This window comes from Rhizobium sp. BK591, assembly GCF_014195045.1.
In the GTDB taxonomy this organism is placed as follows: Bacteria; Pseudomonadota; Alphaproteobacteria; order Rhizobiales; family Rhizobiaceae; genus Rhizobium; species Rhizobium anhuiense.
This window is the reverse complement of sequence record NZ_JACIAZ010000006.1, coordinates 266,349-290,356: the sequence shown is the minus strand read 5'-3', so window position 1 is coordinate 290,356 and position 24,008 is coordinate 266,349. Positions and strand designations below refer to the sequence as shown.

Annotated in this window: 34 protein-coding genes and 2 pseudogenes; 18 read left to right on the top strand and 18 right to left on the bottom strand. The window is 61.5% G+C overall.

The genetic code is table 11. The annotated features are described in order from the left end of the window. Positions 1 to 7: 7 nt before the first annotated feature. Positions 8 to 610: a TetR/AcrR family transcriptional regulator gene (locus tag FHX10_RS25970; protein ID WP_168333912.1), complete on the top strand. Its 603-nt coding sequence runs from the start codon at positions 8 to 10 to the stop codon at positions 608 to 610. 78 nt (positions 611 to 688) lie between these two features. Here the strand turns inward: FHX10_RS25970 and FHX10_RS25965 are convergent, their stop codons facing one another. Next, positions 689 to 1,627 carry an AraC family transcriptional regulator gene (locus tag FHX10_RS25965; protein WP_168333913.1) on the bottom strand — a complete coding sequence of 313 codons (939 nt, stop codon included), beginning with the start codon at positions 1,625 to 1,627 and terminating at the stop codon, positions 689 to 691. 80 nt (positions 1,628 to 1,707) lie between these two features. Here FHX10_RS25965 and FHX10_RS25960 point away from each other — a divergent pair, with 80 nt between their 5' ends. Next, on the top strand, positions 1,708 to 2,535 hold the full coding sequence (locus tag FHX10_RS25960) for an oxidoreductase (RefSeq protein ID WP_047614081.1): 828 nt from the start codon (positions 1,708 to 1,710) through the stop codon (positions 2,533 to 2,535). Between the two features lie 47 nt (positions 2,536 to 2,582). On the opposite strand, the gene FHX10_RS25955 is transcribed toward FHX10_RS25960, so the two are convergent. From FHX10_RS25955 to FHX10_RS25945, 3 genes are all read right to left on the bottom strand, one after another. Continuing rightward, positions 2,583 to 2,816: a hypothetical protein gene (locus tag FHX10_RS25955; RefSeq protein ID WP_097542781.1), complete on the bottom strand. Its 234-nt coding sequence runs from the start codon at positions 2,814 to 2,816 to the stop codon at positions 2,583 to 2,585. Further along, positions 2,813 to 3,133: a hypothetical protein gene (locus FHX10_RS25950; RefSeq protein WP_097542782.1), complete on the bottom strand. Its 321-nt coding sequence runs from the start codon at positions 3,131 to 3,133 to the stop codon at positions 2,813 to 2,815. The genes FHX10_RS25955 and FHX10_RS25950 overlap by 4 nt, the downstream gene beginning before the upstream one ends. 75 nt (positions 3,134 to 3,208) lie before the next feature. Next, entirely contained in the window at positions 3,209 to 3,928 is a 720-nt protein-coding gene (locus FHX10_RS25945; protein ID WP_063476549.1) for an SOS response-associated peptidase, read from the bottom strand. A 198-nt stretch (positions 3,929 to 4,126) separates the two neighbouring features. On the opposite strand from FHX10_RS25945, the gene FHX10_RS25940 reads away from it, so the two are divergent. Together FHX10_RS25940 and FHX10_RS25935 are read left to right on the top strand one after the other, a co-directional pair. Continuing rightward, positions 4,127 to 4,717 carry a TetR/AcrR family transcriptional regulator gene (locus FHX10_RS25940; protein WP_047614076.1) on the top strand — a complete coding sequence of 197 codons (591 nt, stop codon included), beginning with the start codon at positions 4,127 to 4,129 and terminating at the stop codon, positions 4,715 to 4,717. Positions 4,718 to 4,786: 69 nt separating this feature from the next. Beyond that, entirely contained in the window at positions 4,787 to 5,380 is a 594-nt protein-coding gene (locus tag FHX10_RS25935) for a DUF308 domain-containing protein (protein ID WP_097542783.1), read from the top strand. Positions 5,381 to 5,487: 107 nt separating this feature from the next. On the opposite strand, the gene FHX10_RS25930 is transcribed toward FHX10_RS25935, so the two are convergent. Beyond that, positions 5,488 to 5,976 carry a RidA family protein gene (locus tag FHX10_RS25930; protein WP_168333915.1) on the bottom strand — a complete coding sequence of 163 codons (489 nt, stop codon included), beginning with the start codon at positions 5,974 to 5,976 and terminating at the stop codon, positions 5,488 to 5,490. Positions 5,977 to 6,150: 174 nt separating this feature from the next. On the opposite strand from FHX10_RS25930, the gene FHX10_RS25925 reads away from it, so the two are divergent. From FHX10_RS25925 to FHX10_RS25920, 3 genes and pseudogenes are all read left to right on the top strand, one after another. Next, entirely contained in the window at positions 6,151 to 6,849 is a 699-nt protein-coding gene (locus tag FHX10_RS25925) for a TetR/AcrR family transcriptional regulator (RefSeq protein ID WP_168333916.1), read from the top strand. Between the two features lie 17 nt (positions 6,850 to 6,866). After that, a pseudogene (locus FHX10_RS35270) lies at positions 6,867 to 7,098 on the top strand (histidine kinase); the annotation flags it as partial. Between the two features lie 74 nt (positions 7,099 to 7,172). Beyond that, positions 7,173 to 7,562, top strand: coding sequence for a response regulator (locus FHX10_RS25920; RefSeq protein WP_168333917.1), 390 nt, complete (start codon positions 7,173 to 7,175; stop codon positions 7,560 to 7,562). 218 nt (positions 7,563 to 7,780) lie between these two features. On the opposite strand, the gene FHX10_RS25915 is transcribed toward FHX10_RS25920, so the two are convergent. Beyond that, complete coding sequence (locus FHX10_RS25915; protein ID WP_373289072.1) at positions 7,781 to 8,230, bottom strand: hypothetical protein; 450 nt, start codon at positions 8,228 to 8,230, stop codon at positions 7,781 to 7,783. 163 nt (positions 8,231 to 8,393) lie between these two features. Between FHX10_RS25915 and FHX10_RS25910 the strand changes: the two genes are divergently transcribed. After that, entirely contained in the window at positions 8,394 to 9,377 is a 984-nt protein-coding gene (locus tag FHX10_RS25910) for a phosphotransferase enzyme family protein (RefSeq protein ID WP_168333918.1), read from the top strand. A 132-nt stretch (positions 9,378 to 9,509) separates the two neighbouring features. On the opposite strand, the gene FHX10_RS25905 is transcribed toward FHX10_RS25910, so the two are convergent. After that, entirely contained in the window at positions 9,510 to 9,767 is a 258-nt protein-coding gene (locus FHX10_RS25905) for a GlsB/YeaQ/YmgE family stress response membrane protein (protein ID WP_047614066.1), read from the bottom strand. 154 nt (positions 9,768 to 9,921) lie between these two features. After that, positions 9,922 to 10,134 carry a hypothetical protein gene (locus tag FHX10_RS25900; RefSeq protein WP_168333919.1) on the bottom strand — a complete coding sequence of 71 codons (213 nt, stop codon included), beginning with the start codon at positions 10,132 to 10,134 and terminating at the stop codon, positions 9,922 to 9,924. 325 nt (positions 10,135 to 10,459) lie between these two features. Here FHX10_RS25900 and FHX10_RS25895 point away from each other — a divergent pair, with 325 nt between their 5' ends. Then, a complete protein-coding gene (locus tag FHX10_RS25895) occupies positions 10,460 to 11,143 on the top strand; it encodes a winged helix-turn-helix domain-containing protein (RefSeq protein WP_047614064.1) in 684 nt (227 codons plus the stop codon). 39 nt (positions 11,144 to 11,182) lie between these two features. Continuing rightward, a complete protein-coding gene (locus FHX10_RS25890; RefSeq protein ID WP_168333920.1) occupies positions 11,183 to 12,583 on the top strand; it encodes a sensor histidine kinase in 1,401 nt (466 codons plus the stop codon). A 108-nt stretch (positions 12,584 to 12,691) separates the two neighbouring features. On the opposite strand, the gene FHX10_RS25885 is transcribed toward FHX10_RS25890, so the two are convergent. Next, positions 12,692 to 13,495, bottom strand: a complete 804-nt coding sequence (locus tag FHX10_RS25885) for a glycosyltransferase family 25 protein (RefSeq protein ID WP_168333921.1) — start codon at positions 13,493 to 13,495, stop codon at positions 12,692 to 12,694. Between the two features lie 329 nt (positions 13,496 to 13,824). On the opposite strand from FHX10_RS25885, the gene FHX10_RS25880 reads away from it, so the two are divergent. The 7 genes from FHX10_RS25880 (at position 13,825) to FHX10_RS25850 (ending at position 18,763) form a co-directional block, all read left to right on the top strand. After that, complete coding sequence (locus FHX10_RS25880; RefSeq protein WP_047614059.1) at positions 13,825 to 14,262, top strand: copper resistance protein; 438 nt, start codon at positions 13,825 to 13,827, stop codon at positions 14,260 to 14,262. A gap of 242 nt (positions 14,263 to 14,504) precedes the next feature. Next, positions 14,505 to 15,146, top strand: a complete 642-nt coding sequence (gene nthA / locus FHX10_RS25875) for a nitrile hydratase subunit alpha (RefSeq protein ID WP_097542788.1) — start codon at positions 14,505 to 14,507, stop codon at positions 15,144 to 15,146. Continuing rightward, the gene (gene nthB / locus FHX10_RS25870) at positions 15,146 to 15,784 is read left to right on the top strand and encodes a nitrile hydratase subunit beta (protein WP_097542789.1); all 639 of its coding nucleotides are present in this window, start codon (positions 15,146 to 15,148) and stop codon (positions 15,782 to 15,784) included. Before nthA ends, nthB begins: the two co-directional genes overlap by 1 nt. Beyond that, on the top strand, positions 15,771 to 16,121 hold the full coding sequence (locus tag FHX10_RS25865) for a hypothetical protein (RefSeq protein ID WP_168333922.1): 351 nt from the start codon (positions 15,771 to 15,773) through the stop codon (positions 16,119 to 16,121). The genes nthB and FHX10_RS25865 overlap by 14 nt, the downstream gene beginning before the upstream one ends. A 122-nt stretch (positions 16,122 to 16,243) precedes the next feature. Further along, on the top strand, positions 16,244 to 16,939 hold the full coding sequence (locus FHX10_RS25860; protein WP_168333923.1) for a class I SAM-dependent methyltransferase: 696 nt from the start codon (positions 16,244 to 16,246) through the stop codon (positions 16,937 to 16,939). 284 nt (positions 16,940 to 17,223) lie between these two features. Then, positions 17,224 to 18,333, top strand: a complete 1,110-nt coding sequence (locus tag FHX10_RS25855) for a sulfite oxidase (RefSeq protein ID WP_168333924.1) — start codon at positions 17,224 to 17,226, stop codon at positions 18,331 to 18,333. Positions 18,334 to 18,526: 193 nt separating this feature from the next. Next, positions 18,527 to 18,763, top strand: coding sequence for a hypothetical protein (locus tag FHX10_RS25850; protein WP_127430454.1), 237 nt, complete (start codon positions 18,527 to 18,529; stop codon positions 18,761 to 18,763). Between the two features lie 414 nt (positions 18,764 to 19,177). Here FHX10_RS25850 and FHX10_RS25845 read toward each other — a convergent pair whose 3' ends face one another. The 3 genes from FHX10_RS25845 to FHX10_RS25835 all read right to left on the bottom strand — a co-directional run bounded on the left by FHX10_RS25845 (position 19,178) and on the right by FHX10_RS25835 (position 21,012). Continuing rightward, complete coding sequence (locus FHX10_RS25845) at positions 19,178 to 19,441, bottom strand: hypothetical protein (protein WP_184390579.1); 264 nt, start codon at positions 19,439 to 19,441, stop codon at positions 19,178 to 19,180. A gap of 60 nt (positions 19,442 to 19,501) precedes the next feature. Then, positions 19,502 to 19,942 carry a class I SAM-dependent methyltransferase gene (locus FHX10_RS25840; RefSeq protein ID WP_184390576.1) on the bottom strand — a complete coding sequence of 147 codons (441 nt, stop codon included), beginning with the start codon at positions 19,940 to 19,942 and terminating at the stop codon, positions 19,502 to 19,504. 149 nt (positions 19,943 to 20,091) lie between these two features. Then, positions 20,092 to 21,012 (bottom strand): AraC family transcriptional regulator, encoded by a 921-nt coding sequence (locus tag FHX10_RS25835; RefSeq protein ID WP_184390573.1) that lies wholly within the window; start codon positions 21,010 to 21,012, stop codon positions 20,092 to 20,094. Positions 21,013 to 21,169: 157 nt separating this feature from the next. Here FHX10_RS25835 and FHX10_RS25830 point away from each other — a divergent pair, with 157 nt between their 5' ends. Beyond that, entirely contained in the window at positions 21,170 to 21,556 is a 387-nt protein-coding gene (locus tag FHX10_RS25830) for a limonene-1,2-epoxide hydrolase (protein WP_125850297.1), read from the top strand. Positions 21,557 to 21,744: 188 nt separating this feature from the next. Here the strand turns inward: FHX10_RS25830 and FHX10_RS25825 are convergent. From FHX10_RS25825 to FHX10_RS25800, 6 genes and pseudogenes are all read right to left on the bottom strand, one after another. Continuing rightward, positions 21,745 to 22,032 (bottom strand): annotated as a pseudogene (locus FHX10_RS25825) (transposase); the annotation flags it as partial. A 147-nt stretch (positions 22,033 to 22,179) separates the two neighbouring features. Continuing rightward, complete coding sequence (locus FHX10_RS25820) at positions 22,180 to 22,773, bottom strand: hypothetical protein (protein ID WP_184390570.1); 594 nt, start codon at positions 22,771 to 22,773, stop codon at positions 22,180 to 22,182. Positions 22,774 to 22,786: 13 nt separating this feature from the next. Then, on the bottom strand, positions 22,787 to 22,984 hold the full coding sequence (locus tag FHX10_RS25815; protein ID WP_047614045.1) for a response regulator transcription factor: 198 nt from the start codon (positions 22,982 to 22,984) through the stop codon (positions 22,787 to 22,789). Continuing rightward, on the bottom strand, positions 22,981 to 23,280 hold the full coding sequence (locus FHX10_RS25810) for a GcrA cell cycle regulator (protein WP_127430456.1): 300 nt from the start codon (positions 23,278 to 23,280) through the stop codon (positions 22,981 to 22,983). Before FHX10_RS25810 ends, FHX10_RS25815 begins: the two co-directional genes overlap by 4 nt. Next, positions 23,277 to 23,672: a hypothetical protein gene (locus FHX10_RS25805; RefSeq protein ID WP_063476534.1), complete on the bottom strand. Its 396-nt coding sequence runs from the start codon at positions 23,670 to 23,672 to the stop codon at positions 23,277 to 23,279. Before FHX10_RS25805 ends, FHX10_RS25810 begins: the two co-directional genes overlap by 4 nt. Next, a complete protein-coding gene (locus FHX10_RS25800) occupies positions 23,638 to 24,003 on the bottom strand; it encodes a hypothetical protein (protein ID WP_184390567.1) in 366 nt (121 codons plus the stop codon). The genes FHX10_RS25805 and FHX10_RS25800 overlap by 35 nt, the downstream gene beginning before the upstream one ends. Positions 24,004 to 24,008: the final 5 nt, after the last annotated feature.

Below are 24,008 nucleotides of genomic sequence, written 5' to 3'. Positions count from 1 at the left end.
TAATGATATGAGTCAAGAGCGCAGTGCAACACCTAGGAAAAGAGGGCGGCCGCCAAGCGCTGCCGCGCAGAGGCGCGCCTTGGAGGCCGCCCATGAAATCCTGATGGCCGAAGGTTTCGGCCGCATGACGATCGAAGCCGTGGCGGCGCGGTCCGGTGTCGGCAAGCCGACGATCTATCGCTCCTGGGCCAATGCGCAGGAACTGGCGATGGCCGCTCTTCTGGTCAACCGGCTCCCGGAAACGGAGGTTGGAGGGGCCACTGCGCAGGCGGCTCTCGGCGCGCAGATGAGCGGACTGGTGACGGCCTTTGCGAGCACGCGCGGGCGGCAGATCACCATGGCACTTGCGGCCGCCGATCCGGAAAGCGAATTCACCAAGGCCTTCCGCAATCGGGTGATCCTGTCGAGCCGCAACGCCGGTCGTGTCATCCTGGAGCAGGCTCTGGCTCGCGGAGAGATCGTGGCGCCGCCTGATATGGAGGCGCTGCTCGACATGATCTACGGACCGGTCTTCTTCCGGCTGCTGGTCGGCCATCGCCCGGTCTCGCCGGAGTTCGGCGATGCGATCGTCAGGACCGCGTTGCGGGCCGTTGCACCGTCGGGCGCATGAATCCTCACGTCGCCATCGGCGGCGCCGGTATCCCGCCTGCCCGCTGACCGCCGCTGCGCAGGCGGCCGACCAAACGAGCTAGCCGCGATCGTCACCCGGCTCGCCGAGGTGGCGCTGGACCCACTTGATCTCTTCCGAGGCGGTGCGCCCGAAATGCCGTTTGAAGTCGCGGCTGAACTGCGCCGGGCTGGCGTAGCCGACCGAAGCCGCGACCTCGGCGATCGTTCTCGTCCGGCGCGCGATCATCAATCTTGCTTCGTGAAGCCGCATGGCTTTGACATATTGCATCGGGCTGTTGCCGGTCAGATCCTTGAAATGGACATGGTAGGAGGGAACGCTCATGCCCACCTCTCTTGCCAGATCGGTGACGGCAATCTCCAGGCCATAGTTTTCCCGCAACCAGGCGAGGCTCCGGATAATCTTTCCGGATCTGCCTTTCTGCTGGAGGGCGGCGATCATCGCGCCGCCTTGCGGACCGACCAGGACCCGGTAGTGCAGTTCGCGCAGAAGGCCGGCGCCAAGCACGGCAATCTCAACGCTGCTGCGTAGCGCCGTCAGCAGGCGCAGCAGGACATCCTCGATATCGCCATCCATCCTGCTCGACACCAGGCTTCTCGGCTCGTCGCCCGGCAGTTCGGCATGCTGTTCCACCTGCAGCGCGATCTCGGCTGCCATCTGCATATCGAACTCGACATAGACCGCCAGCAATGGCCGCTCGGGACTGGCCGTCGACGTCATCCGAAACGGGACAGGCAGCGACACCGCCAGATAATGCTCCTCGTCATAGAGGAAGACCTCGCCTTCGAGCATGCCCTGCTTGCTGCCCTGCAAGACGAAAACCGCGCCGGGCTTATAGAGCACCGGGATGTCGTGGAGCACGGCTTCGGTGCGCAAGATGCGGACGGAATTGAGCGCGGTCGGATTGTATCCGTGACGCGGCGCGAGGCCTCCGGCCAACGCGACCATCTCTCGCCGCTTCGATCGGTCGCGATCGCCTGACATAGGATTTGGCAACATATTCAGAGAATCCGCCATCGAAGCACCGGGTTCTTCATACTATTTGTCAAAATCCACCCTCAATCAAGGAATGTTTGCCGATGTCACGAAAGACCTTTTTCATCACCGGATCGAATTCCGGCTTCGGGCTGGCCATCGCGTCTGCGGCTCTTCAGGCCGGCCACAGGGTGATCGGCACCATGCGCTCGCAAGCCTCGCGCACAGCGCTCGCCAAAACCCTGCCTGGCCTGCGGCCGGTCCTCTGCGACGTCACCGCGTTCGACCGTATCGATGATGTCGTCCGGCAGGCGGAGGAGGAGCATGGGCCTGTCGACGTGCTGATCAACAATGCCGGCTACGGCCATGAGGGCGTGCTCGAGGAGTCGCCGATCGAAGAGATGCGGCGGCAGTTCGACGTGAACGTGTTCGGCGCCGTCGCCGTTGCCAAGGCATTTCTGCCACGGTTCCGCGCGCGACGCCGCGGGTTCATCGTCAACGTCACCTCGATGGGCGGCATGATCACCATGCCCGGCATCGCTTATTATTGCGGCAGCAAATTTGCGCTTCAAGGCATATCGGAGGTGATGCGTGCGGAAATGGCTCCGTTCGGTGTCCATGTGACGACCCTTTGCCCTGGTTCCTTCCGGACGGACTGGGCCGGACGATCGATGGTGCGCACAGCGCGGTCCATCGCCGACTATGACGCCCTTTTCGATCCGATACGCCAGGCGCGACAGGCCGTCAGCGGCAAGCAGCTCGGCGACCCCGCCAAACTGGCGGCGGCGGTGCTGGAGCTGGTCGAATCCGATAATCCGCCGCCGCAGCTTCTGCTCGGCAGCGACGCCCTCAGCCACGTGTCGGACAGGATCGCTCGCCTGCAGCAGGAGATCGAGGCGTGGAAATCCCTCACCGTCTCGACCGACGGCTGATGGCGGAGGCTTTGCTTTCCGCTTCAACGCGGGATCATCAGCCAACTTCAGTGGATGATTTTCCCGGCCGCCTCCAGCTTCCGCCTGAGCGCCTGTTCCTGTTCGAGTGTCTTGTGCGGGAAGTGTTCCCAACACCACCAGCGCGTCGGCACGGCCGGGGATGGGCTGTGGCCCCAGCCTCCCCATTCCTTGCAGCGTGTGCCGTCGGCAAGCCGGTGCTCGCAATAATGCTCGACGATCTCATTGGCGCCGGGCGCGCTCGAATGGCCTTCAATGCTCATGGCTGCGCCATCCTTGATTTCCCGCTCTTGATGCTCTCATAGATCATCTCCAGCCGCCTCGAGGCGACATAGGCGCTGTCCTCGTATCCGGCCGATGGCCAATCCAATCGATGGCTGCCGTCAGCCGCCACGATCCAGAACCAGCGATTATCGATCCCTCCGCCTGCCTGTGACCGGAATATCCTTCCGATCTGGGTATCGCCGTCAAAAGCGACGTAATCGTCGCCGGCTTTTTCCTTCCAGGCGTGCCGCCATTTGTACTTGATTTCTCGGCCACTGACATGTTCCCACGATTTCCATGTGATTTGTTCTGGCATGCGTCGTCCTGTCCTCTCGCGAGGTATCTCTTTGACCGCATCGTTGATGGATGGCTCCCGCCCGAGCCGGTGAATTCAGATCAGCGTCGGTTCCGGATCGGGGTCGATCGGATCGATGATGTCAGCCGTGTCATTCTTGGGCGAACCCACATTGCGGCCGATCGGCCACATGGTCATCAGCTCCGCCGGGAACGGTTTCATCAGGTCGTTCGGGTCAGGCTCCGGCGACAGCCAGCGCTCGTAATCCTCGCGGTGCAGGACGACCGGCATGCGGTCATGGATCTGCGCCATCATCGCATTCGGCTCACAGGTCACGATCGCAAAGTTCCGGATCTCGATGCCGGCAGGATCTTTCCATATCTCCCAGATGCCGGCGAGCGCGAAGGGCGAGCCGTCAGCCATGGCGATCGCATAGGGCTGCTTGTTCTTGCCCGTGCCGAAGATATCCTTCCATTCGAAGAAACCGTTGATCGGCACCAGACATCGCCGCGATCTGTAAGCCGAGCGGAACAGGCCGTTGGTACTGATGCCCTCGCAGCGCGCATTGATCGGCGGCGGCCGGCCACCCGGCTTCATCCATGCCGGCATCAGCCCCCAGCGCGCCGAGGCGAACACCGGCCCCATGACATCCGGCTCGCGGACCATGTCGCGAATGATGATCGGGTAATCCAGCGTCGGCGCGCCGTTATAGCGCGGAAATCGGTTTCCGAGTGCATCGATCGCGCCTCGCTCTGCGAAGGCGAAATTGCGCACCAGTTCCTCAAGCGATGTCTTGATGTAGACGCGGCCGCACATCCAGAACTCCATTCCGCATATTAGATGTTCTGATTATGTTCTGGGTGTTGGAGGCGAGTCAAGACCGGTCGCTACAACCGACGCCGCCAACGCTTTTCGCCCGTATCAAGGCGAAGCCTGTCGAGTTTCGACCAAGGGTGATGGCAGAAATTCCGCCCTCGGCTTGACAGCCTTCCTACTGGAAGGTAGATCAAAGCCATGAGCAACCTTTTGACGACGTCCGACGAGATCCTGGCTTCCGCCCGCGCACTGATCATGACCGGAGGCTATAACGGCTTCAGCTATGCCGATATCGCTGCCGTCGTCGGGATTCGCAAGGCCAGCATCCATCACCATTTTCCGAGCAAAACCGACCTGGTGCGCACGCTTGTCGTGCGATATCGCGAAGATGCCGAGGCGGGTATCGCCGGCCTCGAGCAGCAGGTGCGGGATCCGCTGGCGCTTCTCCAGGCCTATGCCGGCCACTGGGCCCAGTGCATCGAGGACGCCAGCAGGCCTTTTTGCGTCTGCGCCCTGCTGGCGAGCGAACTGCCGGCGCTGCCGCCGGAGGTCGCGGCCGAGGTCAAGGCGTTTTTCCGTTTTGCTTCGACATGGCTGACCTCGGTGATGGAACGAGGCTTGAAGGACGGGAGCTTGAGACTGTCGAGCGAACCGCGCGTCGAGGCTGAAGCCTTCATGGCCTCCGTCCATGGCGCCATGCTGTCAGCCCGGGCTTATGGGGCTCCGGAGATCTTCGCCACCATTCTGGCGCCCACCTTGCAGCGCCTGTCTCCGACCGCCACTCGATAAGATCTCCGGCGACATAAGCCCGGAGCGACTCCTATGACCAGTGAAACTACCAACTAGTAGGAAGACAAAATGACCAGAGCTATTCTCCCCGCCAATGATCAAACCACCATCGCATCTGGCGATCGGGAACAGTGGCTGACGCGCTACTATGTCTCGCGCGCAGCCTTTTCCGCAATCTGGGTGGCGGCGGCCTTGACGGTCGGGCGCCAGTCGCCTGCCCTCGCGGCGGGTTTGCTGATCCTCTATCCGGCCTGGGATGCCGCTGCCAACCTGGTCGACGCAGCCCGCAATGGCGGCCTGGCAAACAACCGCAGCCAGGCGGTCAACGTCATCGTCAGCGCGGTGACGACAGCTGCCGTGATCGTCGCGCTGACGATGAGCATGAACTGGGTTCTCGGCGTCTTTGGCCTGTGGGCCATCTTTTCCGGCCTGCTGCAGCTTACAACCGCTGTCCGGCGCTGGAAGACCGATGGCGGCCAGTGGGCCATGGTCCTCAGCGGCGGTCAATCCGCGGTGGCGGGCGCCTTCTTCATCGCCCAGGCACGCATGCCGGAACCGCCGTCCATTGCCAATATCGCCGGATATGCCAGCCTCGGCGCCTTATACTTCCTGGTTTCGGCCGTCTGGCGGAGCGTCACGCAGATGCGGCGGAAGCGGGCCTGAGCCGTCATGCCCGCTGCTGATGGCGGCCAGAGTCGATCCTCGGAACAGGACCGGGATAGACGGAGCGCGGGGTGACCGTCCGTGTCGTTCACACCTGCGCCCCGCCGCTATTCCAGAATGACGACAGCTTCGACCTCGAAGAGCATGGGGTCGATCGCCAGCTTGGGAACGGGGATCAGCGTCTGCGCCGGCAGGGTTTCGCCGAACATGTCCTTGACGTTCCTGGTCAACACCTCAAGCTTGGACATGTCATGATCGACCACGAAAACCGTGAGCTTGGCGACCTGATCCGGCCTGGCGCCGAGCCCCTCGAGAGCGGTGCGCAGATTTGCGTAAGCCTGCTTCACCTGGACGGCGAAGTCGGGCGATAAGGTTCCCGTCCCGTCCTGGCCGCCCTGCCCGGAGATATAGGCGAGCCTGGCGTCGCGGGGCACGATCACCGCCGTGCTGTAGCCATTCGGCGTCGGGTCGTAGAGGTTTTTCGGATTGACGATCTCAAGCTTGAGATCCTTCGCATTGGCTGTCGTCGCAGTGGGAATTGCCATGGTCATGATGATGAACCCTCCGATAAGCAGATGATTGATTGCGCGTGACATGATTTTCTTTCGGGATCTGGGGATTGCGAGGAACGACCCTCGCGGCCAGCAGGATTGAATGACTCGTACAATGTACGATTCAATGTCATCGTACGCTGTACGAGTCAATCGGTCAGGATCGACATTCCTGGCATTGTCGGTTTAGATCGGCGTTCTGATCACTGGGGAAAACGGATGGCAGCCAAACGCAGCGGCGCTGAGAGCAAACAGTCTCGACGGACGGTCGCCTCACCCCGGCCCGGGCCGGAGCCGCGCGGCGAAGCGCCCCTCTCGCTGGAACGGATCGTGGCGAGCGCGGTGGAACTGCTGGACGCCGAAGGCCTCGACGGCTTGAAGATGCGCCGGCTCGCCGATCGCCTCGGCGCGGGCGCGATGAGCCTCTATTGGCACGTCGGCAACAAGGAGGCGGTCTTCGATCTGGCGCTCGACGCGGTGCTCGAATATCGCCGGCCGCCTGAAATCGTCGCGCCCCAGGACTGGCGCGGGGAAATCATCCATATGCTCGAAGACTGGCGCGCCGGCATGCTGCGCCATCCCTGGTCGGCATCGCTTTTGCCGCGCCGGGCGCTCGGCCCGAACATCCTCAGCCGCCTGGAACTGCTGGGCAAGACCCTGTCCAAAGCCGGTGTCGCCGACGCGGATTTGAACGTCGCGATATGGTCGCTCTGGAACTATGTGATCGGCGCCACCATCACCCGGGCGAACTTCGAGCTCTCGGACGACGACAGGGCCGCCGCGCAGCAGCGCCTGACGGATCTCAGCCAACACTATCCGACAATCGAACGTTCCCGCCTGCTGCTCGACAATGATTGGGACGGCGCCTTCCGCAAAGGCCTCGATTTCCTGCTCGACGGCCTGGCTCCGAGACAATGAGCATTCGTCATCATCACCGCCGGATCCAGTCGGCGGAAGCGCGCAGGCACCCATCACCGGGTCATGTCGATTGCGGGCCTGCAACGGCAACTCTCGACGCACTACGGCGGTAAAGTCGAACTTCGTGCCGGCTTCGCTCAGCTTTGCCAGACCCCAAAGGCCGGCCTCGGGACCGGCCCCGGCACGGCCGTCACAATCAACCACCGGGAAAGCGCCGGTTTGCGAACCGACATTTCTACGGCCGCGTAGGAACCGATTGGCTTCCCAAGCGCTACACTAGCGGAGCCCCACGAGGTTCACACTCCAATTTGGCCGAGTGAGCGATGAAAAATGGCAAGGCGGTCGTCCTGGTCGTCGAAGACAGCACGATCATTCGGATGGGTGCCGTCGATCTGGTGCTCTCTGCGGGATACGAAGCGCTGGAGGCGCGTGATGCGGACGAGGCAATTCGCATCCTTGAGTCGCGAAACGATGTCGATCTGGTCTTCACCGATGTTCAGATGCCCGGCACGATGGATGGCATCAAGCTATCTCATTACATCAGGGATCGGTGGCCGCCCGTCAGGTTGATTGTTGCATCCGGCGAAGCCATCCTCGAAGAAAGCAGCCTCCCCACCGGCAGCCGGTTTTTCTCCAAACCCTACGACAACCACGTGATTACCGACGCAATGGCCCATCTGCTGTCGATCGGGAATGATGAGTGGATAAATTAAGTGTTTCCTCCCCCGCAAGCCAGCGTTCGGATGCCGGCTGAATGCAAGGAGCAGCGCTGCGGCGGTTGAGCTTGCTCGGCCTGCGGGCTCAGACTTCCACAAAGAGGCCCGGACTGGTGCCTCGGCCGGTGACGACAGCAGATTTGCCGGCGAGGACTCCCGGCAACAGCCACACGGCCAGCAAAATTGCAACGAGTTTACGGATGGGACGCTTCACCCTAGTTCTTGATGACATTGATGTTGACGGTAACGTCCTTGATGGTTCCCTCCCCGTAGGACACTCTCACCTTATACATGTCACGTCCAAAATATCCGCTCTTTGAAGTATAGTATTCCGACACGCCGAGAGACTTCCTGGAGTTGCATTTATCGCGAATGCCGTCTCTATAATTGGGAAAAATATTCTCTTTGACGAAATCAACCGAGCCATGCGCCGGGGCTTGCACCAATTTTATCTTGGCAATCGTCGCAACGGTGCAGTTTGCATTCAAATTGTAGGACTGGCCCATTTTTGTCCGCTCCCCACTCAGAGCTCGGCTATGATCCTCAGACATAGCGATACCGTTCTTAATGGTAACGCATCCAGACAGACCTAAAATTATGGAAAGCACAGAAATCGAAATAAGATTTTCTTTGAAAAATCGCACACCCAGCATTTCGTTTTTCATCTCATAGTTTTATTAATATCGCCATTCACCTTATTCAATCAGCAGCTTATTGCAATGGTACGGGCTTACACCGCGCCCGCTCCATGGTCTCCTCGCCACCGAGAAAGACTGCCCCCGGCGACGTCGGAAACAGCCCTCTCGCAAAGCCCTACGGACAGCGCCTATGTTCGACTTTGATCCGCTCTATTCGACGCCTCAGGTCGAGGCTGTCGAACAGTTCATCAGCAAGCACTATCCGCTTGCCGGGCCGATTTCCTGCCGATTGCTTCAACGCGGCTTGAACGATGTGTATCTCGTCGTCGGCGGCAACGGCGAGCATTATGTCTTCCGGCTTTCCCACCGCCGCGCGCGCGGTCCAGCCGACGTCAAGACCGAAACGGCATTTCTGGCGCACCTTTTGCAATCGGGCGTTCCGGTCGCAGCGTCCCTTCCGACACGCGAGGGCGCGATGTTCGTTCAGGGATACGCGCCAGAGGGTGCCCGCCACGGCGTGCTCTTCCGGGCGATCGACGGCCGCAAACCGTCTGCAATGGATGCCGGCGATGCCTCGGCCAACGGCAGGACGCTTGCCCTGATGCACAATGCCGCCGAGACATTTTCGCCGGATGAAGCGCTCTATCGGCTTGACCTCGAACACTTGCTGCATCGCCCACTCGCCCGAATACGCGATAGCGGCATCGTGGAAGACGCCGAGGTCCGCAGCGATCTTGAGAACATCGCCGCGCGAACCGCAAAGGCAATCGAAGCCTTCGCCGATCTGACCTGGACTCATTGCCATGGGGATTGCCACGGCTTCAATGCGCGTATCAACGATGCCGGTGAAGCCATATTTTTCGACTTTGACGACGGCGGTCGGGGATACCTCGCTTACGACCTGTCGGTCTTCCTGTGGGCGCAAGTATCCTTTGGCCGGAAATCGACCGCCATGTGGGACGTATTCCTCGAAGGCTATCGAGCCGTCCGGCCGATCACTCCGGATGACTTCGAAGCCGCCCTTCGCTTTGTGATCGTCCGCCACATCTGGCTGATGGGCGAATATGCAAGCCGGGCGCAGGAATGGGGAAGCGAGACTGTCGGCTGGATTGCGCGGGAAGCGCATTTCCTCAGGACGTGGGAGACCGAGCAATTTGTCGATCGTCTCTTCTGAATTCAGTCACGGCTGGTCGCTACGACGCAATTCGCGGCGCGCGCTATGACACGGAACTGCCGCGCCTCAAGCCGCGCGTGAGCGCGACCCGAGAGCGTGATGAAGGCGGCCGGGCGGGCCGCCTCGGCTCCATCAGGCCGTACGTCTGACCATTCTGGCAACGGCGATCAGGATGCAGGCTCCGATGAAGCCCGCGATCAGATAACCCAGCCAGCCGCCCAGGGCGACGCCGAAGAGCGACAGGATAAAGTTGGCGACGATGGCGCCGACAATACCGAGTATGATGTTCATGAGCACGCCCATGTTGCTCTTCATGAGCAATTCGGCGAGCCAGCCGGCAATGCCGCCGATGATGATTGCGGCGATCCAGCCGATACCTGCATTTTCCATAGCAATTCCCCATTGTGAAATACGCCGGCTATCGCGTCTCGCAGGTCGAGCTAAACCGATTGCCAAGCGACAAGACTATAACCTTCGGCGGCGCCAGTTGGTTCCATAAGCCCCCGCCCCCAGGAGGTCATGTGCGCCTCGCGATCTGATTCAGTCACCTGTCGGCCGCGGGCCAATCGTTGGAAGGTTCCTCTATCACCTCGTCGTCCGCGGGATCGGGGTCGCGCTCGAGGGCTGCGCGCAGATTGCCGATCTCCTTGATGATCGCATCGAAGACGTCCTGCTGCCTGGCCCCGGCCTCAACGCAGTCGTCGACGAGATGCTCCAGCTTGGCGCGAAGCCCGACTTTCCAGTTACTTTTGTTCATGGCCTTCTCCTCCTCTGTCCGACAGTTCCCACCGCCGTTGATAGGCGGGCGGCGGCTTCCGCCTGGCGTTTCGTTGCACATCGCCGCTGTTCCTGACATCGATCGGCGGCGTCGACGATCCGCATTCATCCCGCTTTCTTGCGGACGCTTCGGCCTTTGACGTGGCGCGGCTTGTCGCCGTCGTCCAAGGAACGGCGGGAAACTATTGGCGCCCGGTGCGCCTGAAGCCGCTCCTCCCCCATCACCTTACCAATCGGTAAGTTGTGGCCAAGCCGTCCTCTCGGCTAAATCTCGCCATCCAGGCAAGTCGGGAACGATCGGGCTGATGCGAATCCTGCTTATCGAGGACGATACGAAGACGTCCGATTATATCGCCAAGGGCTTCTCCGAGGCAGGGCATGTCTGTGACGTGTTCGGCGACGGCCGCGACGGACTGTTTCAGGCGCAGCGCGAGGCCTATGACGTCATCGTCGTCGATCGCATGCTTCCGGGCCTCGACGGGTTGGCGATCGTGCGTTCACTTAGGGCTGCCAAGGTCGGCACACCGGCGCTGTTCCTGACGTCGATCGGCGGCGTCGACGATCGGGTCGAGGGGCTGGAGGCGGGCGGCGACGATTATCTGGTCAAACCCTTCGCCTTCTCCGAGCTTCTGGCGCGCGTCAATGCGCTTGGCCGCCGCCCGCCGGTGCAGGAGCAGCGGACGGTGCTGAAGGTTGCCGATCTCGAGCTCGATCTGATCCGCCGGGAGGCCCGCCGCGCCGGGCAGATGATCGAGCTGCAGCCGCGCGAATTCACCCTGCTCGAGGTGCTGATGCGCGGCGAAGGCCGGGTCATCACCAAGACCATGCTGCTGGAACGGGTCTGGGATTTCCACTTCGATCCGAAGACCAGCGTCGTCGAGACCCATATCAGCCGGCTGAGAGCCAAGGTCGACAAGCCGTTTGAGGCCCCGCTTCTGCACACCGTCCGCAACACCGGATACAGCCTGCATGCGCCTCGAACAGGATGATTTCAGGCCCATCCTGTTCGCAATTTAAAGAGTAAGAGCATGATGTCGTCCGAAAGCCGCGCACACTTTTCGGCATCATGCTCCAGCCTGCGCAGGAGCACGCCGTTCCGGCTTGCCGTCACCTTCGGCGTGCTGTTCGTCGTCGCCTTCATCTTGAGCGGCACGATCATCTATCACATGCTGCGCCTCGGCCTTGCGCGCGATCTCGAACAGTCGCTGGGCGAGATGAATTCGCTGATCGTCTCGACCTACGAACCCAATGACACCGAGGATCTGGTCAACACGCTGAACAATTATGCGAGCTTCCAATCGACCTCCGACGGGCTTTATTCGCTAACCGATGCAGGCGGGCGCAAACTTGCCGGCAATTTCGCCGCACCCCGCATCCCGAACGGCGTCTATACCGTCACCTCCAGGGATGTCGGGCTGAAGGGGCACGAACGCTATCGGATGCAGGTGTCGACCGTCGGCCCCTACAGCCTGGTGGTGGCGGAAAACTTCAACGATGTCGACGAGATGCTGCGGATCGTGCTGGTGAGCTTCGAATGGGCCGCCGCGATCGTCGTGGCGACGGCGATCGGCGGCGGCGTCTTTCTTGCCGTTCGTGCCCAGGCGCGGCTGGACCGGGTCGCCCTTACGATGAACGACGTCTCGCACGGCGCGCTCGACGCCCGCATTGCCATCAGCGGCAACGGCGACGATCTCGATATGGTGGCGCTCCAGATCAACGCGGCGCTGGAGCGGCTGCAGAGATTGGTCGAGAGCATGCGGCAGGTGAGTGCCGATATCGCCCACGATCTGAAGACGCCGCTCAACCGGTTGCGCCTGACGCTGGATGCCGCGGTGGCTGGAAATGACCGGCAGGCGGATGTTTCGGCTCTGCTTGACGAAGCGAGACACGAGAGCGACCGGATCAACGCCACCTTCGAGGCGCTGCTGCGCATTTCCCAGATCGAGGCCGGCGCCCGCAAGGAGCGTTTCCAGGCGACCGACATCGATGCCGTGCTGGCCGTGATTTCCGAAGTCTATGTCGATGTCGCGGAAGATGCGCGCCAGTCCTTGACGATCGCGGAGCGCTGTCCCGCGCTCATTTGGGGCGACCGCGATCTGTTGACGCAGATGATCGCCAACCTGGTGGAAAACGCGATCAACCACTGCCCGGCCGGAACCGACATCACGGTTTCGCTCCGCCGCCAGGGCGGCCGCGCCGTCCTCTCGGTCGCCGATAGCGGCCCCGGCATTCCCGCTGGCGAAAGGGACAAGGTCTTCCGGCGTCTCTACCGGCTCGACAAGAGCCGCACGACACCGGGAAGCGGCCTCGGACTCAGCCTCGTCAAGGCCATCGCCGAGCTGCATTCGGCTGATATCACCATGGCGGACAATCATCCCGGCCTCATCGTTTCGATCGGCTTCCCGCTAATGCCGGGGGAGCGGTTCTGACCGCTCATCCCCGGGGGAGCGGTTCTAGTCGCTCATCCCCGGGGGAGCGGTTCTAGCCGCTCATCCCCGGGGGAGCGGTTCTAGTCGCTCATCCCCGGGGGAGCGGTTCTAACCGCTCACCCTCCAAGCCGCGAGACGGCGCAAGCGGCGCGCAAACCGGCGCATTTCAGCGGCCGTGCGATAGGGCAGGACGCTCCATGGCCGGCGGCGGCCAAGCCGGTAGGTCGACAGCCCTGCCTGTATCTGGGAACAGGGATCCGCCCTTTGGCTCACCGGCGCCGGGTCGACGAAGCAGGCGCTCAGCCCTTCATCGAACTCCAGATCGAAGGCGAGATCATAGGGCAGGCACATGGGCAGAAGCGCACCGGCAATCCACCCGGCCGCCTTGCGATTGATCAGATAGGCGCCGGACCCCTTCTCGCGGGTGAGCGCGATGGCAAGCGAGCGCGACGCGGTCAGCGGCTCCACCTTGTGCTTTTTCCCGGAACTGACGGTGGACAGACGCAGGATGTCCCAGCGCGCCTGATGCTCGAGGGCGGCGTCGATCAGCTCGGCCAGATCGTCATCGAAATCGAGATCGTCTTCCAGAATGAGCGCGAACTCGGCATCGTCGGCAAGGAAGCGCCTGGCGCATTCGACATGGCTGAGATAGCAGCCGATCTCGAAAGGGTTCGGCCGGCGGCCGTGCCGGCTGAGATAGGCCGCTTCGTCGAAGCCCGGATGCGGCAGGCTTAGGCCCGCGCCATCGACCGCCGCCACACGCTCGAAGGCAAGGCCGACGCTTGCCAGCAGGCGCTCCATTCGAAACCTGCGCAATGGCGCACGGTCGAGATTGATCAGGTAGGTGTTGACCCGCAGGCTGACCGGATGAATGGCCGGCATAAGGGTGGCAGGCGCGGCGCGCATATTCATGAGAGAGCTACCTCGACTTGGCAATGACGGCGCCAAGCCTGCGCTCCAAACCTCACGGGGACCTCGCCCCAGCTATACATTTTCGTAAAGTGGCCGGCAGAGTGCCCAGGCCTGCATTCTTACGGATTGGTATAGTCCCGGCAAAGGACGCGTAAGAATGCCGCGCTACCAGCTCTCTTGCGACACGCAGCGGGCACTTCCCTTCCCCCGATCAGAATGCAACCAACGCGCCTTCGATGACGATAGCGACCCACTGCGTGCCGCACCGGATGATCCTTGGCTTGAGCACGCCGCTCAGCGCCCTCACCCACCACAGACGGAGACCAACGATGAAACCACGTGCCAGATTGCTGCCCCTGCTTGCCGGAGCTGCCATTCTCGCCTGCTCGGCCGGAACAAGCTTTGCCGCCACGGTGATCAATGTCACGGAAGATGGAGAGGGCGGCGGGGCGATGTCGCTGAAGCTCGACCCGCCAACGGTGAAAGCCGGCCCCGCGACCTTCGCAGTCCACAACGATGCGATGACCGAGCAGCATGAAATGGTCGTCGTTCGCCTGAAATCCCCGGACCTGCCCATCCCGGTCAACGCCACAAAGAATCGCATCGATGAATCGAAGCTGAAAAGCCTGGGCGAGGTTTCCGATCTGAAACCAGGCGCCAGCGGCAAGCTGAACGCCAGGCTGACGCCGGGGACCTACCTGCTCTTCTGCAACATGAAGGGCCACTACGAAGCCGGGATGCAAGCCAGGCTGACGGTTACGCCGTAGGGCGTGCGACTGCCCGCTCGGCGGCGAACAGCTCTCGCCGCCGAGCAGCGAACCGCAGGAAAGGCCAGCGCCAGACGATGAAGGAACCGCTCCCGCCTCATTCGCCGGCATAGATTCCCTCTTGGCGCGGCCCGTCCGATTTGCAGGCCTCTGATGGCGGGCGGCCTGCCGCAGACATGACAAAACGCGCTTTTTGCGCTACTACTTGACGCCGAAAATGATTGTCAGCCAGGGGGAGCGCCATGACCTCGTATGACTCTGACAAGGCCGCCAAACTTCATCGCGAATTGCATAGCCACCTTCCGCCGGCACCGGCGTTGCGTCTGAAGGCCCTGGAAACGGTTCTGACCGAAAAGGGCTTTCTCGGTGCCGATGCTGTCGACATGTGGCTCGACAACTATTCAGAGAATGTCGGGCCGATGAACGGCGCCAAGGTGATTGCACATGCCTGGACGGATCAAGCCTTCGCCGATCGGCTGGCGGGGAATGCGATCTCTGCTTTTGCAGAGGTGGTGCCAAGCGTCGAGCCGGATTACAATCTGCGCGCAGTCTTCAACACGCCGGATGTTCACAACCTGATCGTCTGCACCCTGTGCTCCTGCTATCCGCTCGGCATCCTCGGCATGTCGCCTTCCTGGTATAAATCGACCGAGTACAGGGCGCGTGCCGTCCGCAATCCTCGTGGCGTCCTGCAGGAGTTCGGCATCGTGTTGCCGGAATCCGTAGAGATCAGGGTATGGGATTCAACATCCGATCGTCGTTACATGGTCATTCCGCAGCGGCCCGACGGGACCGAAGGCTGGTCGGAAGAGCAGCTTGCCACGCTCGTCACCCGCAACTCGATGATCGGCACGGCCAGGGATCTCGCGCCGAGGGCCAGTTGATGGATACTATCCACGATCTCGGCGGCAGACAGGGATTTGGGCCGGTTTTACACCAGTTCGATGATGACCAGCGCATGTTTCCTGAAGAATGGAAAGCACGTGTCTGGGCGATTGCGATGATGTCGATGTCGAAACTCAGCCAGCAAGAAACCGGATGGACGCTCGACTGGTATCGCCACGTTCTGGAACGGTTGCCGCCCGACCTCTATCTCCGCTTCGACTATTTCGAAAAGTGGATGCTGGCAATGATGGTCACGGCGATCGATGAAGGCATTGCAGATGTCCAGGAATTCGTGGACGGGCATGCAAGGTCTGCGACGATGCAGTTGCGCCATATGCCGCCGCAGGCAGAGAGCGCGAAAACCATTGATTCCTTCAAACCCGGCGACAAGGTCCTCGCCAAGCGAGACAGCGGTTCGATGCACACCCGTTTGCCATCCTACGTGCGAGGGCGCCGCGGTATCGTCGAAAGCGTGACAGGGCCGCAGCCTCTGCCGGATCTTTCCGCGACCGGCAGAATTTCCATCGAGCAGACCTACGCGGTTCGCTTCGATATGAAGGAGCTTTGGCCCGAAGCGGCTGACAGCCGCGACGTGCTGCTGATCGACATGTGGGAGAGCTACCTTGACCCGGCCTGAGATTTCCCGTGCTTGTCTTCGATCTCGCGACCGAAATCCTGCCTTCCAGGAGCAATGGCATGCGCAAGTCGTCGCGATTGTCGAACTGCTGCTCGCTTCGGGAAAACTGGACCCGGAGGACTGGTCGCAAACCCTGGGCGCGGAGCTCGAAAAGCGCGCACGCGCTGGTGAGACCGACGACGATGCGACCTATTACGGGGCGTTCAAGGCGGCCCTCGAACTTGTTCTCGATCGTACCGGAATAGCGTCTTATTCGGAAGTGGATCGGCGCGAGAGCGCATGGCGTCAAGCCTATCTCAGCACGCCTCATGGCAGGCCGGTGACGCTCCCAGGCTAATGCACCGAGGCCGAGACCTGAGTTCAAACTTTGCCGACGCAGCCAACTCTGACTATACAGCTCGATCGGGCAAACTCCTGCCCCTCAGGCATCCTCGAACAGTCTCTGAAAAGGGGAAAATCTTGGCCGAGAATGATTATGATGCGTTCGCGGCGGCTTATGATGCCGATAACGAGGTCAATGCCTGGAATGCCTATTACGAGCGGCCGGCTATTCTTGCCCTGGTTGGCGACGCCGCCGGGCTTTCCGTGCTCGATGCCGGATGCGGCGGCGGGGCGCATGCGGCAGCGCTGATCGAGCGCGGGGCTGTCGTGACCGGGATCGACGCAAGTGCCGGCATGCTTGATATCGCGCAGCGTCGCCTGGAAGGGCGCGCGCGCCTGCTGACCGCTGATCTCAACGAGCCCTTGCCATTCGAGGACAAGGCTTTCGACCTGATCCTTGCCTCGCTCGTCATGCATTATCTGCCCGACTGGTCGAGGCCGCTTTCGGAATTCAACCGGCTGCTCGCGGCAGGCGGTCGCCTGGTTTTTTCCACGCACCATCCCTTCATGGATCACGCCTCGACCGGCCGCGACAATTATTTCGAGACCTACAGCTTCGATGAGACCTGGCAGCGCGGCGGAAGGGAGATCGCCATGCGCTTCTGGCATCGGCCGCTGCACGCCATGTTCGAGGCGCTGAAGTCGGCCCGCTTTCAGATCGACACCGTCAGCGAGCCCCAGCCCGACCCGCAAGCCCGCGCACTTTTTCCGCAGGCCTATCAGAGCCTGACGACCAAGCCGCGGTTCCTGTTCTTCTCGGTGGTGAAAGCGTGACGACGGGCGCTGGTACCGGGGTCTGTTGACTCTCTCGGGCGTGGTGTTCCGAGGTCGCGGAGCTGTTCCTGCCTTTGAAATAGCACCGCCGGACGGAGGCTTGCTTATCGAAGGATAAGGCTGCTTTACCGCCCTTTGCTGCCGTTCGAGGTCGATCCAAGGAACGTGCTATGTGTTAGGATGCGGCCCGAAGGCGGAATGCGACAGACGCACTGCGAGGGGCGGTGTGATCGCACCCGAATTTGCGCGACCGAGAGCCGACGTTCAAAGGGGAGACGAGGACGATGCCGACACCACAGCAACCCAGTCTGATAGTTCGACAGAAATCCCCACCGAATATCGAGTTTCCGTTTGCGTCGCTCTCCGATTGGCTGATCCCGACCGAGCAGTTCTTCGTGCGAAACCATTTTGCGTCGCCGGACATCGATGCGCGAGACTGGAGATTGCGCGTCGGCGGGGCGGTGGAGCGGCCGATCGAACTTGACCTCGACAGCATCAAGGCGATGCGGAGCACGACTTTATCAGCCGTCGTCGAGTGTGCAGGGAACGGGCGCGTCTACTATGAGCCGCCGAAGGAGGGGTTGCAGTGGCAGAACGGAGCCGTCGGCAATGCCGCGTGGACAGGTGTTCTTCTGCGCGAGATTTTGGAAATGGCAGGCGTTAAGCCAACCGCATGTGAGGTTCTGCTCGCAGGCGCCGACAGCGGCGTCGTCGACACGAACAAGAAAACGGCTTCTCCCGGTCCCATCGCTTTTGCGCGCAGTTTACCGCTTGAGAAGGCCATCGCTGACAGCACGATCCTTGCCTATTCGATGAACGAGGCGCCGTTGACGCGCGATCACGGCTACCCGCTGCGCGCGGTCGTGGGTGGCTGGTTCGGCATGGCTTGGGTCAAGTGGATCACGGATATCACGGTTGTGGAGCAACCGTTCCTTGGCTACTGGCAGGCGCGCGACTATTTCCGTTGGGAGCGCAACCTCGGGGAACCCAGGCTGGTCCCCCTTGCGGAGATGGAGGTCAAAGCGCAGATCGCGCGTCCCGTCCAGGGGGCGCAGCTCATCGCCGGCCAACCGTACCGGATTTTTGGAGCCGCCTGGAGCGGAGAGGCTCCTATCCGGCAGGTGCAGGTCTGCACCGGAGATGGCAGGGGCTGGCGCGAGGGAAGGCTCCTCGAAACAGAACGTCCCTTTGCATGGCGCTTGTGGGAGTACATGTGGACCCCTGAAGAAGTGGGGCGATATACACTGCGATGTCGCGCTGTCGATGGGGCGGGGAGCGCGCAGCCCGACCTCCAGCGTTCCGACTGCGAGAGCTACGCGGCCAATTGGATCATTCCGGTGGAGGTTACGGTCGTTCCCGAGCCACAGACGTACCAGGAGGAATTCGTGATCTGATCACCCGCTGGGGCGGAATGGCGGCTTTTGGCGCTTTGTTGCCGTGAGGTTTCGACGGCAAACCCCGATGGCAGGGCTGCTTCTGTGCTTCATCTTCGAAAGCGGACGAGATCTTCCAATTCACTGTCACCCATTGACGTGAACCGGTTTCACCCCAATACGGTCAGGCCAGCCAGACGACAACAGGAGTGTAATAGTGAGCGAACCGACCGTAGCCGATGCAACAAACCGCATTTATGAGTCGCTCCAGGCTGATAACGCCGACATCGACGCGCATATCGCCGCTCTCAAGGCGGCGTTGACGCGGGCGGGTTTAAAAGAGGCCGTATTCGACCCGGCCAGGCTCGTGCAGAATAACCGGTCCGGCAGGAAGCGAATGCAGGCCTACTTTCGCCAGCGCGGTGTCATGGTGACATTCTCAGCCTCGTGAAGCCTTCCCATCAAGGCAGACGGCTGTAATCACCTCAGCGGGCCGAGCAGCGTGACGTCGGGGCATTTGCGACACTGCGGGGCGTGTTCACCCCGTTTGATATTGCTGTGGGGAGTCCTCGATCTCTGTCATTTACAGGCCAGCCCGGGCGCAGGATTTGGCAGCCACCGACGTGCTGGGCAGCACCCGGCTTCGGTGAGTGGGTCAAATACCTACCCCGGAATCCAGGATTTATGTGAGCAACAATCGGTTCCTGCCACAAGCCGCATGCAGGACAGCACGGACGGAGGATCGCTGCGTGACGCAGCGCTGGGGCTCGGGGACTTTGTCGACACCTTCGTCATCGATGGTGCGAAGCAGGAGGACGGCTTCATGCGATCATCGCCGAAATCGGCAGTCTACGGGCTGCCGACGTCAGAGGGGCCGAATCCCTTCTGCCCATGACATGCCGAACCACACCGCCGAAGCTGGCGCCCTGCTCCACTCGATCAAGGTGTCGAGACCTGCCGTGACCGCGTCTCGTGAAAGCCCGGTCGCCACGATGTCGTCGATCGCTTCGTCGACGATGCTCGCAATGTTGCGAACCACATCCTCGAAATCGGCATCACCCGCGCAACCGCCGAAAAAGACAAGCGTGTTACGGCGTGGACGTAGGTCCGCCTGGTGAAGCAACTGCACGAGGCGGCGCCCGACGATAGGGTCGTTGCAATGCCTGTCATAGGTGCGCTGATAGGCGTTTCAGACCGGCGAGAACCCCGGGGGTTCCCGCCATAGCCGCAGACCGTCGTAGTCGTCATCGGACAGGATCACACGGCCACCCGGCCGCACCGCGCGCGCCATGTTGCGAACCACCTGCAGCGGGTCGGGTATGTGCTCAAGGACGAAGCGAGCGTGAGCGACGTCGAACCGACCTAGCTCGTCGTCACGAAGGGGCGGATCGAGGACGTCGCCCTGCCTCATCTCGATCATTGCGGTATCGTCGTCGGCCGCCGCTTGGCGCAACGCCTCGGCGATCTGTTCGGGACTTCGCTCCAGCCCGAGCACTGGGACGCCCGTGACCCGTGCCATCATCCGCGAATACTGACCAAGGCCGGCTCCAAAGTCGACGACGCGTTCACCGGCGGCGAGCTGCGCGGCATCGATACACCGCTCGTTGAGCCGCCTGTTCAGTGTGGTCAACCGCGGCTGTGTTCCGGTATTTCGAGTTCATCGACCCGACCGTGGCGCAGATGTTATTTCAGGTCTCCCGCGCATAACACAATGGCCCGAGGCTTTGGCTCCACGAGAGAGCGTCGTCGCGGCCGTGGTTCGGGAATACGGCCAACTGTTCAGGCACCATCTGGCCGAGCACCAAGCACTCTTGGCGGAGTAGTGCCTCCCAATAATCCCGCCTTCGCTCTTTTAGTGTCTTGGCCCGGAGGCGCTCCAAAGAGACGTCTGTACTCACGGCTGAACTGCGAGGCGCTCTCGTAACCAACCGCGAACCCCACCTCGGCCGCACCTGCCTGATTTGCGATCATGCGTCGGCGCGCCTCATGGAGCCGAATGTATTTCTGATACTGAAGCGGACTGACGGCGGCGACGGCTTTAAAGCGGTCGTAAAAAACGGATACGCTCATGCCTGCAAGAGCCGCGACCGCCTTGAAATCGAGACGTTCGGTGTAATGGTCGCGTATCCAGGTCATGGCCTTTCGAATGTGCATCAGTCGAGAATCTGACCCGGCAATCTGGCGCAAGAGGCCTCCGTGCGGGCCCATCAGCAGCCGAAACATGAGTTCATGCTCCAGAAGCTTAGCCATGACCGGGATTTCGGTCGGGCGATCGAGCAGTTCCAGCAGTCTGCCCCAAGCGCCGAGAAGCGACGCACTCGCAGTGCTGACACCGTATCCCGATTCAATCGGCAACTCGGGCATCGCTGCCATCTCAAGGACGAGGTCGGACAAAAGAGCCGGGTCCAAAAAAAGACCGACTGCGACAAACGGTCTATCTTGTGAAGCCTCGCATACCTGTCCCAACGCGGCGATCTCGGCCGCGACGATCATGCTTTGACCAGGTCCGTACTCGAACTTCTTGTCGCCGATAAACATGCGCTGAGTGCCCTGTATCACCAAGGATGCCGCCGGATCATAGATCAGCGGGTCGATCTCGGTCGTATGGTCGAGAGTGTAAGCGAACAGCCTCGGCAATTTAAGACTCGGACTGCCTGCGTGGCGCATTGCTATGTCGCGTATTTTGTCAAGTTCTGTCATTGAGCGACACTAAGCCGATTGCCCAGTCCTATCAAGCGCTCCGGAAGAACGGGCAAGAATGACGGAAGTTCCGGCATCGTAGCATCGCGGTTCAAATCCTATTGTCGCTTTAAAGACGGAGGCCATTGGGGCTTCTGATGATCCAGGAGAAACTGTCATGCCCACCCCAATCGAAACTGTTTCGGCCTTTTGCGCGGCGTTCGTTGAAGACGGCGGAAGACCAGCGGTCCGTCGTTGGCTCACGCCCAACACGCGCTGGGTCAACGAAGGTGTATCAGTTACGACGGGCGTCGACGAGGCCATCGCCATGATCGACGAACTGGAGAAATCGATGGGCATCTCGACCGTCCATATCGACATGCTCGCAATAGCCGCAGACGGCCCCCGCGTTCTCACCGAAAGGCTCGACCGGTTCGAGCGTGCCGACGGCAGTGAAATCGGGCGCGTGATGATTATGGGAATCTTCGAGGTCGAAGGCGACAAGATTGTCGAGTGGCGGGACTATTTCGACGTGCTCGCTGTCCAGAAGTTCGCTAAGGGCTAAGACAGCGACTTGCGAACGATTGGGCTGAACGCGAAGTTTATTGACTTTGCGGTCAGCCCAACGCGCCTGATGAAGCTCTCGACGACAGGCCATGATCCTGCCAGTGGAGCCTTATGTCATCGGGATCATTGGAAAATTTTTATGACTACATAAGCACCGGTTTGGCCTGACAGCAAAATCGCTCCGAGACCGCGCAGCTCGCCTTCGACGCGATAGAGTTCGCCGATCCGCTTCACGCCTTCCTCGGCAATCGGTGCCGAGCCGTTGCGGGCGATCTCAACCAGCTTGCGCCGGGCATGCGCCCAACAAAAGGCTAGCCAGATGTTGGGACCGGCACGATCCGGTGCGATCAGCCGATTATATCCGGCGTAGGCGTCAACCTGAAGGATACCCGTAAACCCCTGCAATATCCGCTCGGCATCTTGCCCGCCGCGGCCGGGCGCGTAGGTGAAGGCAACACCCGGAGGTGCGCCGCCGTTTACCTTTGATTGTCCACGAATAGCCGATCAGAGCTTGGCCGACGACACAACGTGGTAGCGGAACGCATGTGAAGGGACTTTGAAGGCTACTGGACCCGTCTAGCCGCAAATCTGACTGAGAGACATGAGGCTTCTGCCCCATTATCACCCACCCCTCGCCCCGCGCAACGCCGTCAACCCCCGCCGCAGCCACAACAATTGCTGCGGCGGCATCTGGCGCAAATGGTCGTAGTCCATCACCGTCACATTATAGACCGTGCTCCTGACCTGCGGTCCATCAGGGCAGCGCAGCAGGATGCCCTGCAGGGCCATCATGCGGTTGCTGGCCTTGCGGGCGCGGTCGGCGTGGGTGTCGGTCACCTCGCCTTCGTGGCCCTTGACGGCAAAGAGCGATTGCGCCCGCGGGCTCGGGGCCGGAATGCCTGTGGTCTTGTGGTAGCGGGCGATCGCCTCGGCATAGTCGTCGCCGGCCTGGCGCTGTTCGGCGGTGATCAGGCCGGCGAGGAAGATGCGGCCGAGGGTATAGCCGGCAAAGGGGCTCTTGACCGTCTCGTCGGCCACCGTCCTGTCAAAGCCGTGGATGCGGCGGCGGGCTGATATCGCCACGCTGATATTCTCCTTCTCGGTTTCGAAGGGCTTGATCTTGCCGCAGGGAAAGCGCTCGACATTCTCCTTGCGCGGCCGGCCGGCGCCCTTGTTGACCCGTCCTGTCTTCACCTTGGTGGCTTTGCCGCCCATGCTGATCGTCCTTCTATCGAATGATGCCGTTTCTGAGTGCCGCGGCGACCAGCGCCGTATCCTTGAAGACGCCGAGCCGCGCCTTGGCGTTTGATATGTGCGTATTCACCGTGATGTGGGAGATGCCGAGAATGGTGCCGATCTCGGCGGCCGTCTTGCCCGCCGCCATCCAGCGGATGATTTCGGTTTCGCGGGGGGTGACGTTGCTCATGGCTCTGCATATCCATCGATGCACGGCACGCGCGGCATCGTCACATGCGCGCCCGACATGGTCACCCGCGTCACGCGGTCGGGGTGGCGGATCGGCTGGACGGGCGGGCCCGCCTTCGGCTGCGGATGCCAGGCGTCCTGCCTCGAGGGAAACCTGTCGCGGTTGCGGGATGCCATGTTGATGACGGTGTTCTTCTTCGATCCGAACATGACGGCGATCTCTCTTGCCGACAGCCCTTCCTTCCAGAGCTTTTCCGCCTTGACGATCTTGTCTTCCGTCCAGAATGTGATGGTCATCTCAATGCCTCCTCAGGTCGTGCGGCCCTTGCAATGATCGGGTTGTCGGGGAACATCCTGGCGAGCTCCCGCTTGGCGTTGCGGCTGCCATTGGCGGCGTCGCGCAGCAGCTGCATCTTGTAGGCGGCGACCTTCGGCTGCGGCCTCTCCGGCTCGGCCTCCATGCGCGGGCGGCTCTCCGCCTCGATCGCCGCCTGCTGATGGCGGCATTGCTCGGCGAAACTGGCGCAGCTCGGAGCGAAGGCGCGGTTATGATCCCGGACCTTTCCGCAGATGAAGAGTTTGGCCGCCTGCCAGACCGCCTCCAGCGGAATGCCCTCGATCGCGACGAGATAGGCGCGGATCTGCATGTCGGGATCAGTGCCTGCGGATGCCGGGAAACCCGAAAGCATCCCAGCTATGATCTTCACCGGAGAGGAAATCTCTTGCGGCATCCACTGTCGTCCTTCTCGTACTGCTGTTGATCGACCCGGCCTCCCTCGCCTTCTCCTTGAGGTACCAGTCGCATTTGATCGCCTGCCAGCCGCGGAAGATCTGCATCTCGGCGGCGCCGACCGGGTCGCCGGTCGCCAGATATTCCCGCGCCTGCATCCTCGCCGCATAAACCGTCAGCGGCTTCTTCAGCGTGCGTTTGCGATGCTCGATGATCGCCGCTGCCAGCTCCTCCCCCAGCACCGGGCTGAGGATGTCCATGATCTCCTGGTTCATTGTTTCCTTCGCCATGCGAT

Bases quoted from the DNA above. Each gene is read 5' to 3' on its own strand.
- FHX10_RS25885 (WP_168333921.1), bottom strand. From the start codon at position 13,495: ATGAATATGCGCGCCGCGCCTGCCACCCTTATGCCGGCCATTCATCCG.
- nthB (WP_097542789.1), top strand. From the start codon at position 15,146: ATGGATACTATCCACGATCTCGGCGGCAGACAGGGATTTGGGCCGGTT.
- FHX10_RS25950 (WP_097542782.1), bottom strand. From the start codon at position 3,133: ATGCCAGAACAAATCACATGGAAATCGTGGGAACATGTCAGTGGCCGA.
- FHX10_RS25945 (WP_063476549.1), bottom strand. From the start codon at position 3,928: ATGTGCGGCCGCGTCTACATCAAGACATCGCTTGAGGAACTGGTGCGC.
- FHX10_RS25890 (WP_168333920.1), top strand. From the start codon at position 11,183: ATGATGTCGTCCGAAAGCCGCGCACACTTTTCGGCATCATGCTCCAGC.
- FHX10_RS25830 (WP_125850297.1), top strand. From the start codon at position 21,170: ATGCCCACCCCAATCGAAACTGTTTCGGCCTTTTGCGCGGCGTTCGTT.
- FHX10_RS25960 (WP_047614081.1), top strand. From the start codon at position 1,708: ATGTCACGAAAGACCTTTTTCATCACCGGATCGAATTCCGGCTTCGGG.
- FHX10_RS25915 (WP_373289072.1), bottom strand. From the start codon at position 8,230: ATGAAAAACGAAATGCTGGGTGTGCGATTTTTCAAAGAAAATCTTATT.
- FHX10_RS25910 (WP_168333918.1), top strand. From the start codon at position 8,394: ATGTTCGACTTTGATCCGCTCTATTCGACGCCTCAGGTCGAGGCTGTC.
- FHX10_RS25880 (WP_047614059.1), top strand. From the start codon at position 13,825: ATGAAACCACGTGCCAGATTGCTGCCCCTGCTTGCCGGAGCTGCCATT.
- FHX10_RS25810 (WP_127430456.1), bottom strand. From the start codon at position 23,280: ATGACCATCACATTCTGGACGGAAGACAAGATCGTCAAGGCGGAAAAG.
- FHX10_RS25905 (WP_047614066.1), bottom strand. From the start codon at position 9,767: ATGGAAAATGCAGGTATCGGCTGGATCGCCGCAATCATCATCGGCGGC.
- FHX10_RS25930 (WP_168333915.1), bottom strand. From the start codon at position 5,976: ATGTCACGCGCAATCAATCATCTGCTTATCGGAGGGTTCATCATCATG.
- FHX10_RS25925 (WP_168333916.1), top strand. From the start codon at position 6,151: ATGGCAGCCAAACGCAGCGGCGCTGAGAGCAAACAGTCTCGACGGACG.
- FHX10_RS25940 (WP_047614076.1), top strand. From the start codon at position 4,127: ATGAGCAACCTTTTGACGACGTCCGACGAGATCCTGGCTTCCGCCCGC.
- FHX10_RS25935 (WP_097542783.1), top strand. From the start codon at position 4,787: ATGACCAGAGCTATTCTCCCCGCCAATGATCAAACCACCATCGCATCT.
- FHX10_RS25800 (WP_184390567.1), bottom strand. From the start codon at position 24,003: ATGGCGAAGGAAACAATGAACCAGGAGATCATGGACATCCTCAGCCCG.
- FHX10_RS25805 (WP_063476534.1), bottom strand. From the start codon at position 23,672: ATGCTTTCGGGTTTCCCGGCATCCGCAGGCACTGATCCCGACATGCAG.
- FHX10_RS25970 (WP_168333912.1), top strand. From the start codon at position 8: ATGAGTCAAGAGCGCAGTGCAACACCTAGGAAAAGAGGGCGGCCGCCA.
- FHX10_RS25965 (WP_168333913.1), bottom strand. From the start codon at position 1,627: ATGTTGCCAAATCCTATGTCAGGCGATCGCGACCGATCGAAGCGGCGA.
- FHX10_RS25820 (WP_184390570.1), bottom strand. From the start codon at position 22,773: ATGGGCGGCAAAGCCACCAAGGTGAAGACAGGACGGGTCAACAAGGGC.
- FHX10_RS25900 (WP_168333919.1), bottom strand. From the start codon at position 10,134: ATGAACAAAAGTAACTGGAAAGTCGGGCTTCGCGCCAAGCTGGAGCAT.
- FHX10_RS25955 (WP_097542781.1), bottom strand. From the start codon at position 2,816: ATGAGCATTGAAGGCCATTCGAGCGCGCCCGGCGCCAATGAGATCGTC.
- FHX10_RS25895 (WP_047614064.1), top strand. From the start codon at position 10,460: ATGCGAATCCTGCTTATCGAGGACGATACGAAGACGTCCGATTATATC.
- FHX10_RS25835 (WP_184390573.1), bottom strand. From the start codon at position 21,012: ATGACAGAACTTGACAAAATACGCGACATAGCAATGCGCCACGCAGGC.
- FHX10_RS25815 (WP_047614045.1), bottom strand. From the start codon at position 22,984: ATGAGCAACGTCACCCCCCGCGAAACCGAAATCATCCGCTGGATGGCG.
- nthA (WP_097542788.1), top strand. From the start codon at position 14,505: ATGACCTCGTATGACTCTGACAAGGCCGCCAAACTTCATCGCGAATTG.
- FHX10_RS25920 (WP_168333917.1), top strand. From the start codon at position 7,173: ATGAAAAATGGCAAGGCGGTCGTCCTGGTCGTCGAAGACAGCACGATC.
- FHX10_RS25855 (WP_168333924.1), top strand. From the start codon at position 17,224: ATGCCGACACCACAGCAACCCAGTCTGATAGTTCGACAGAAATCCCCA.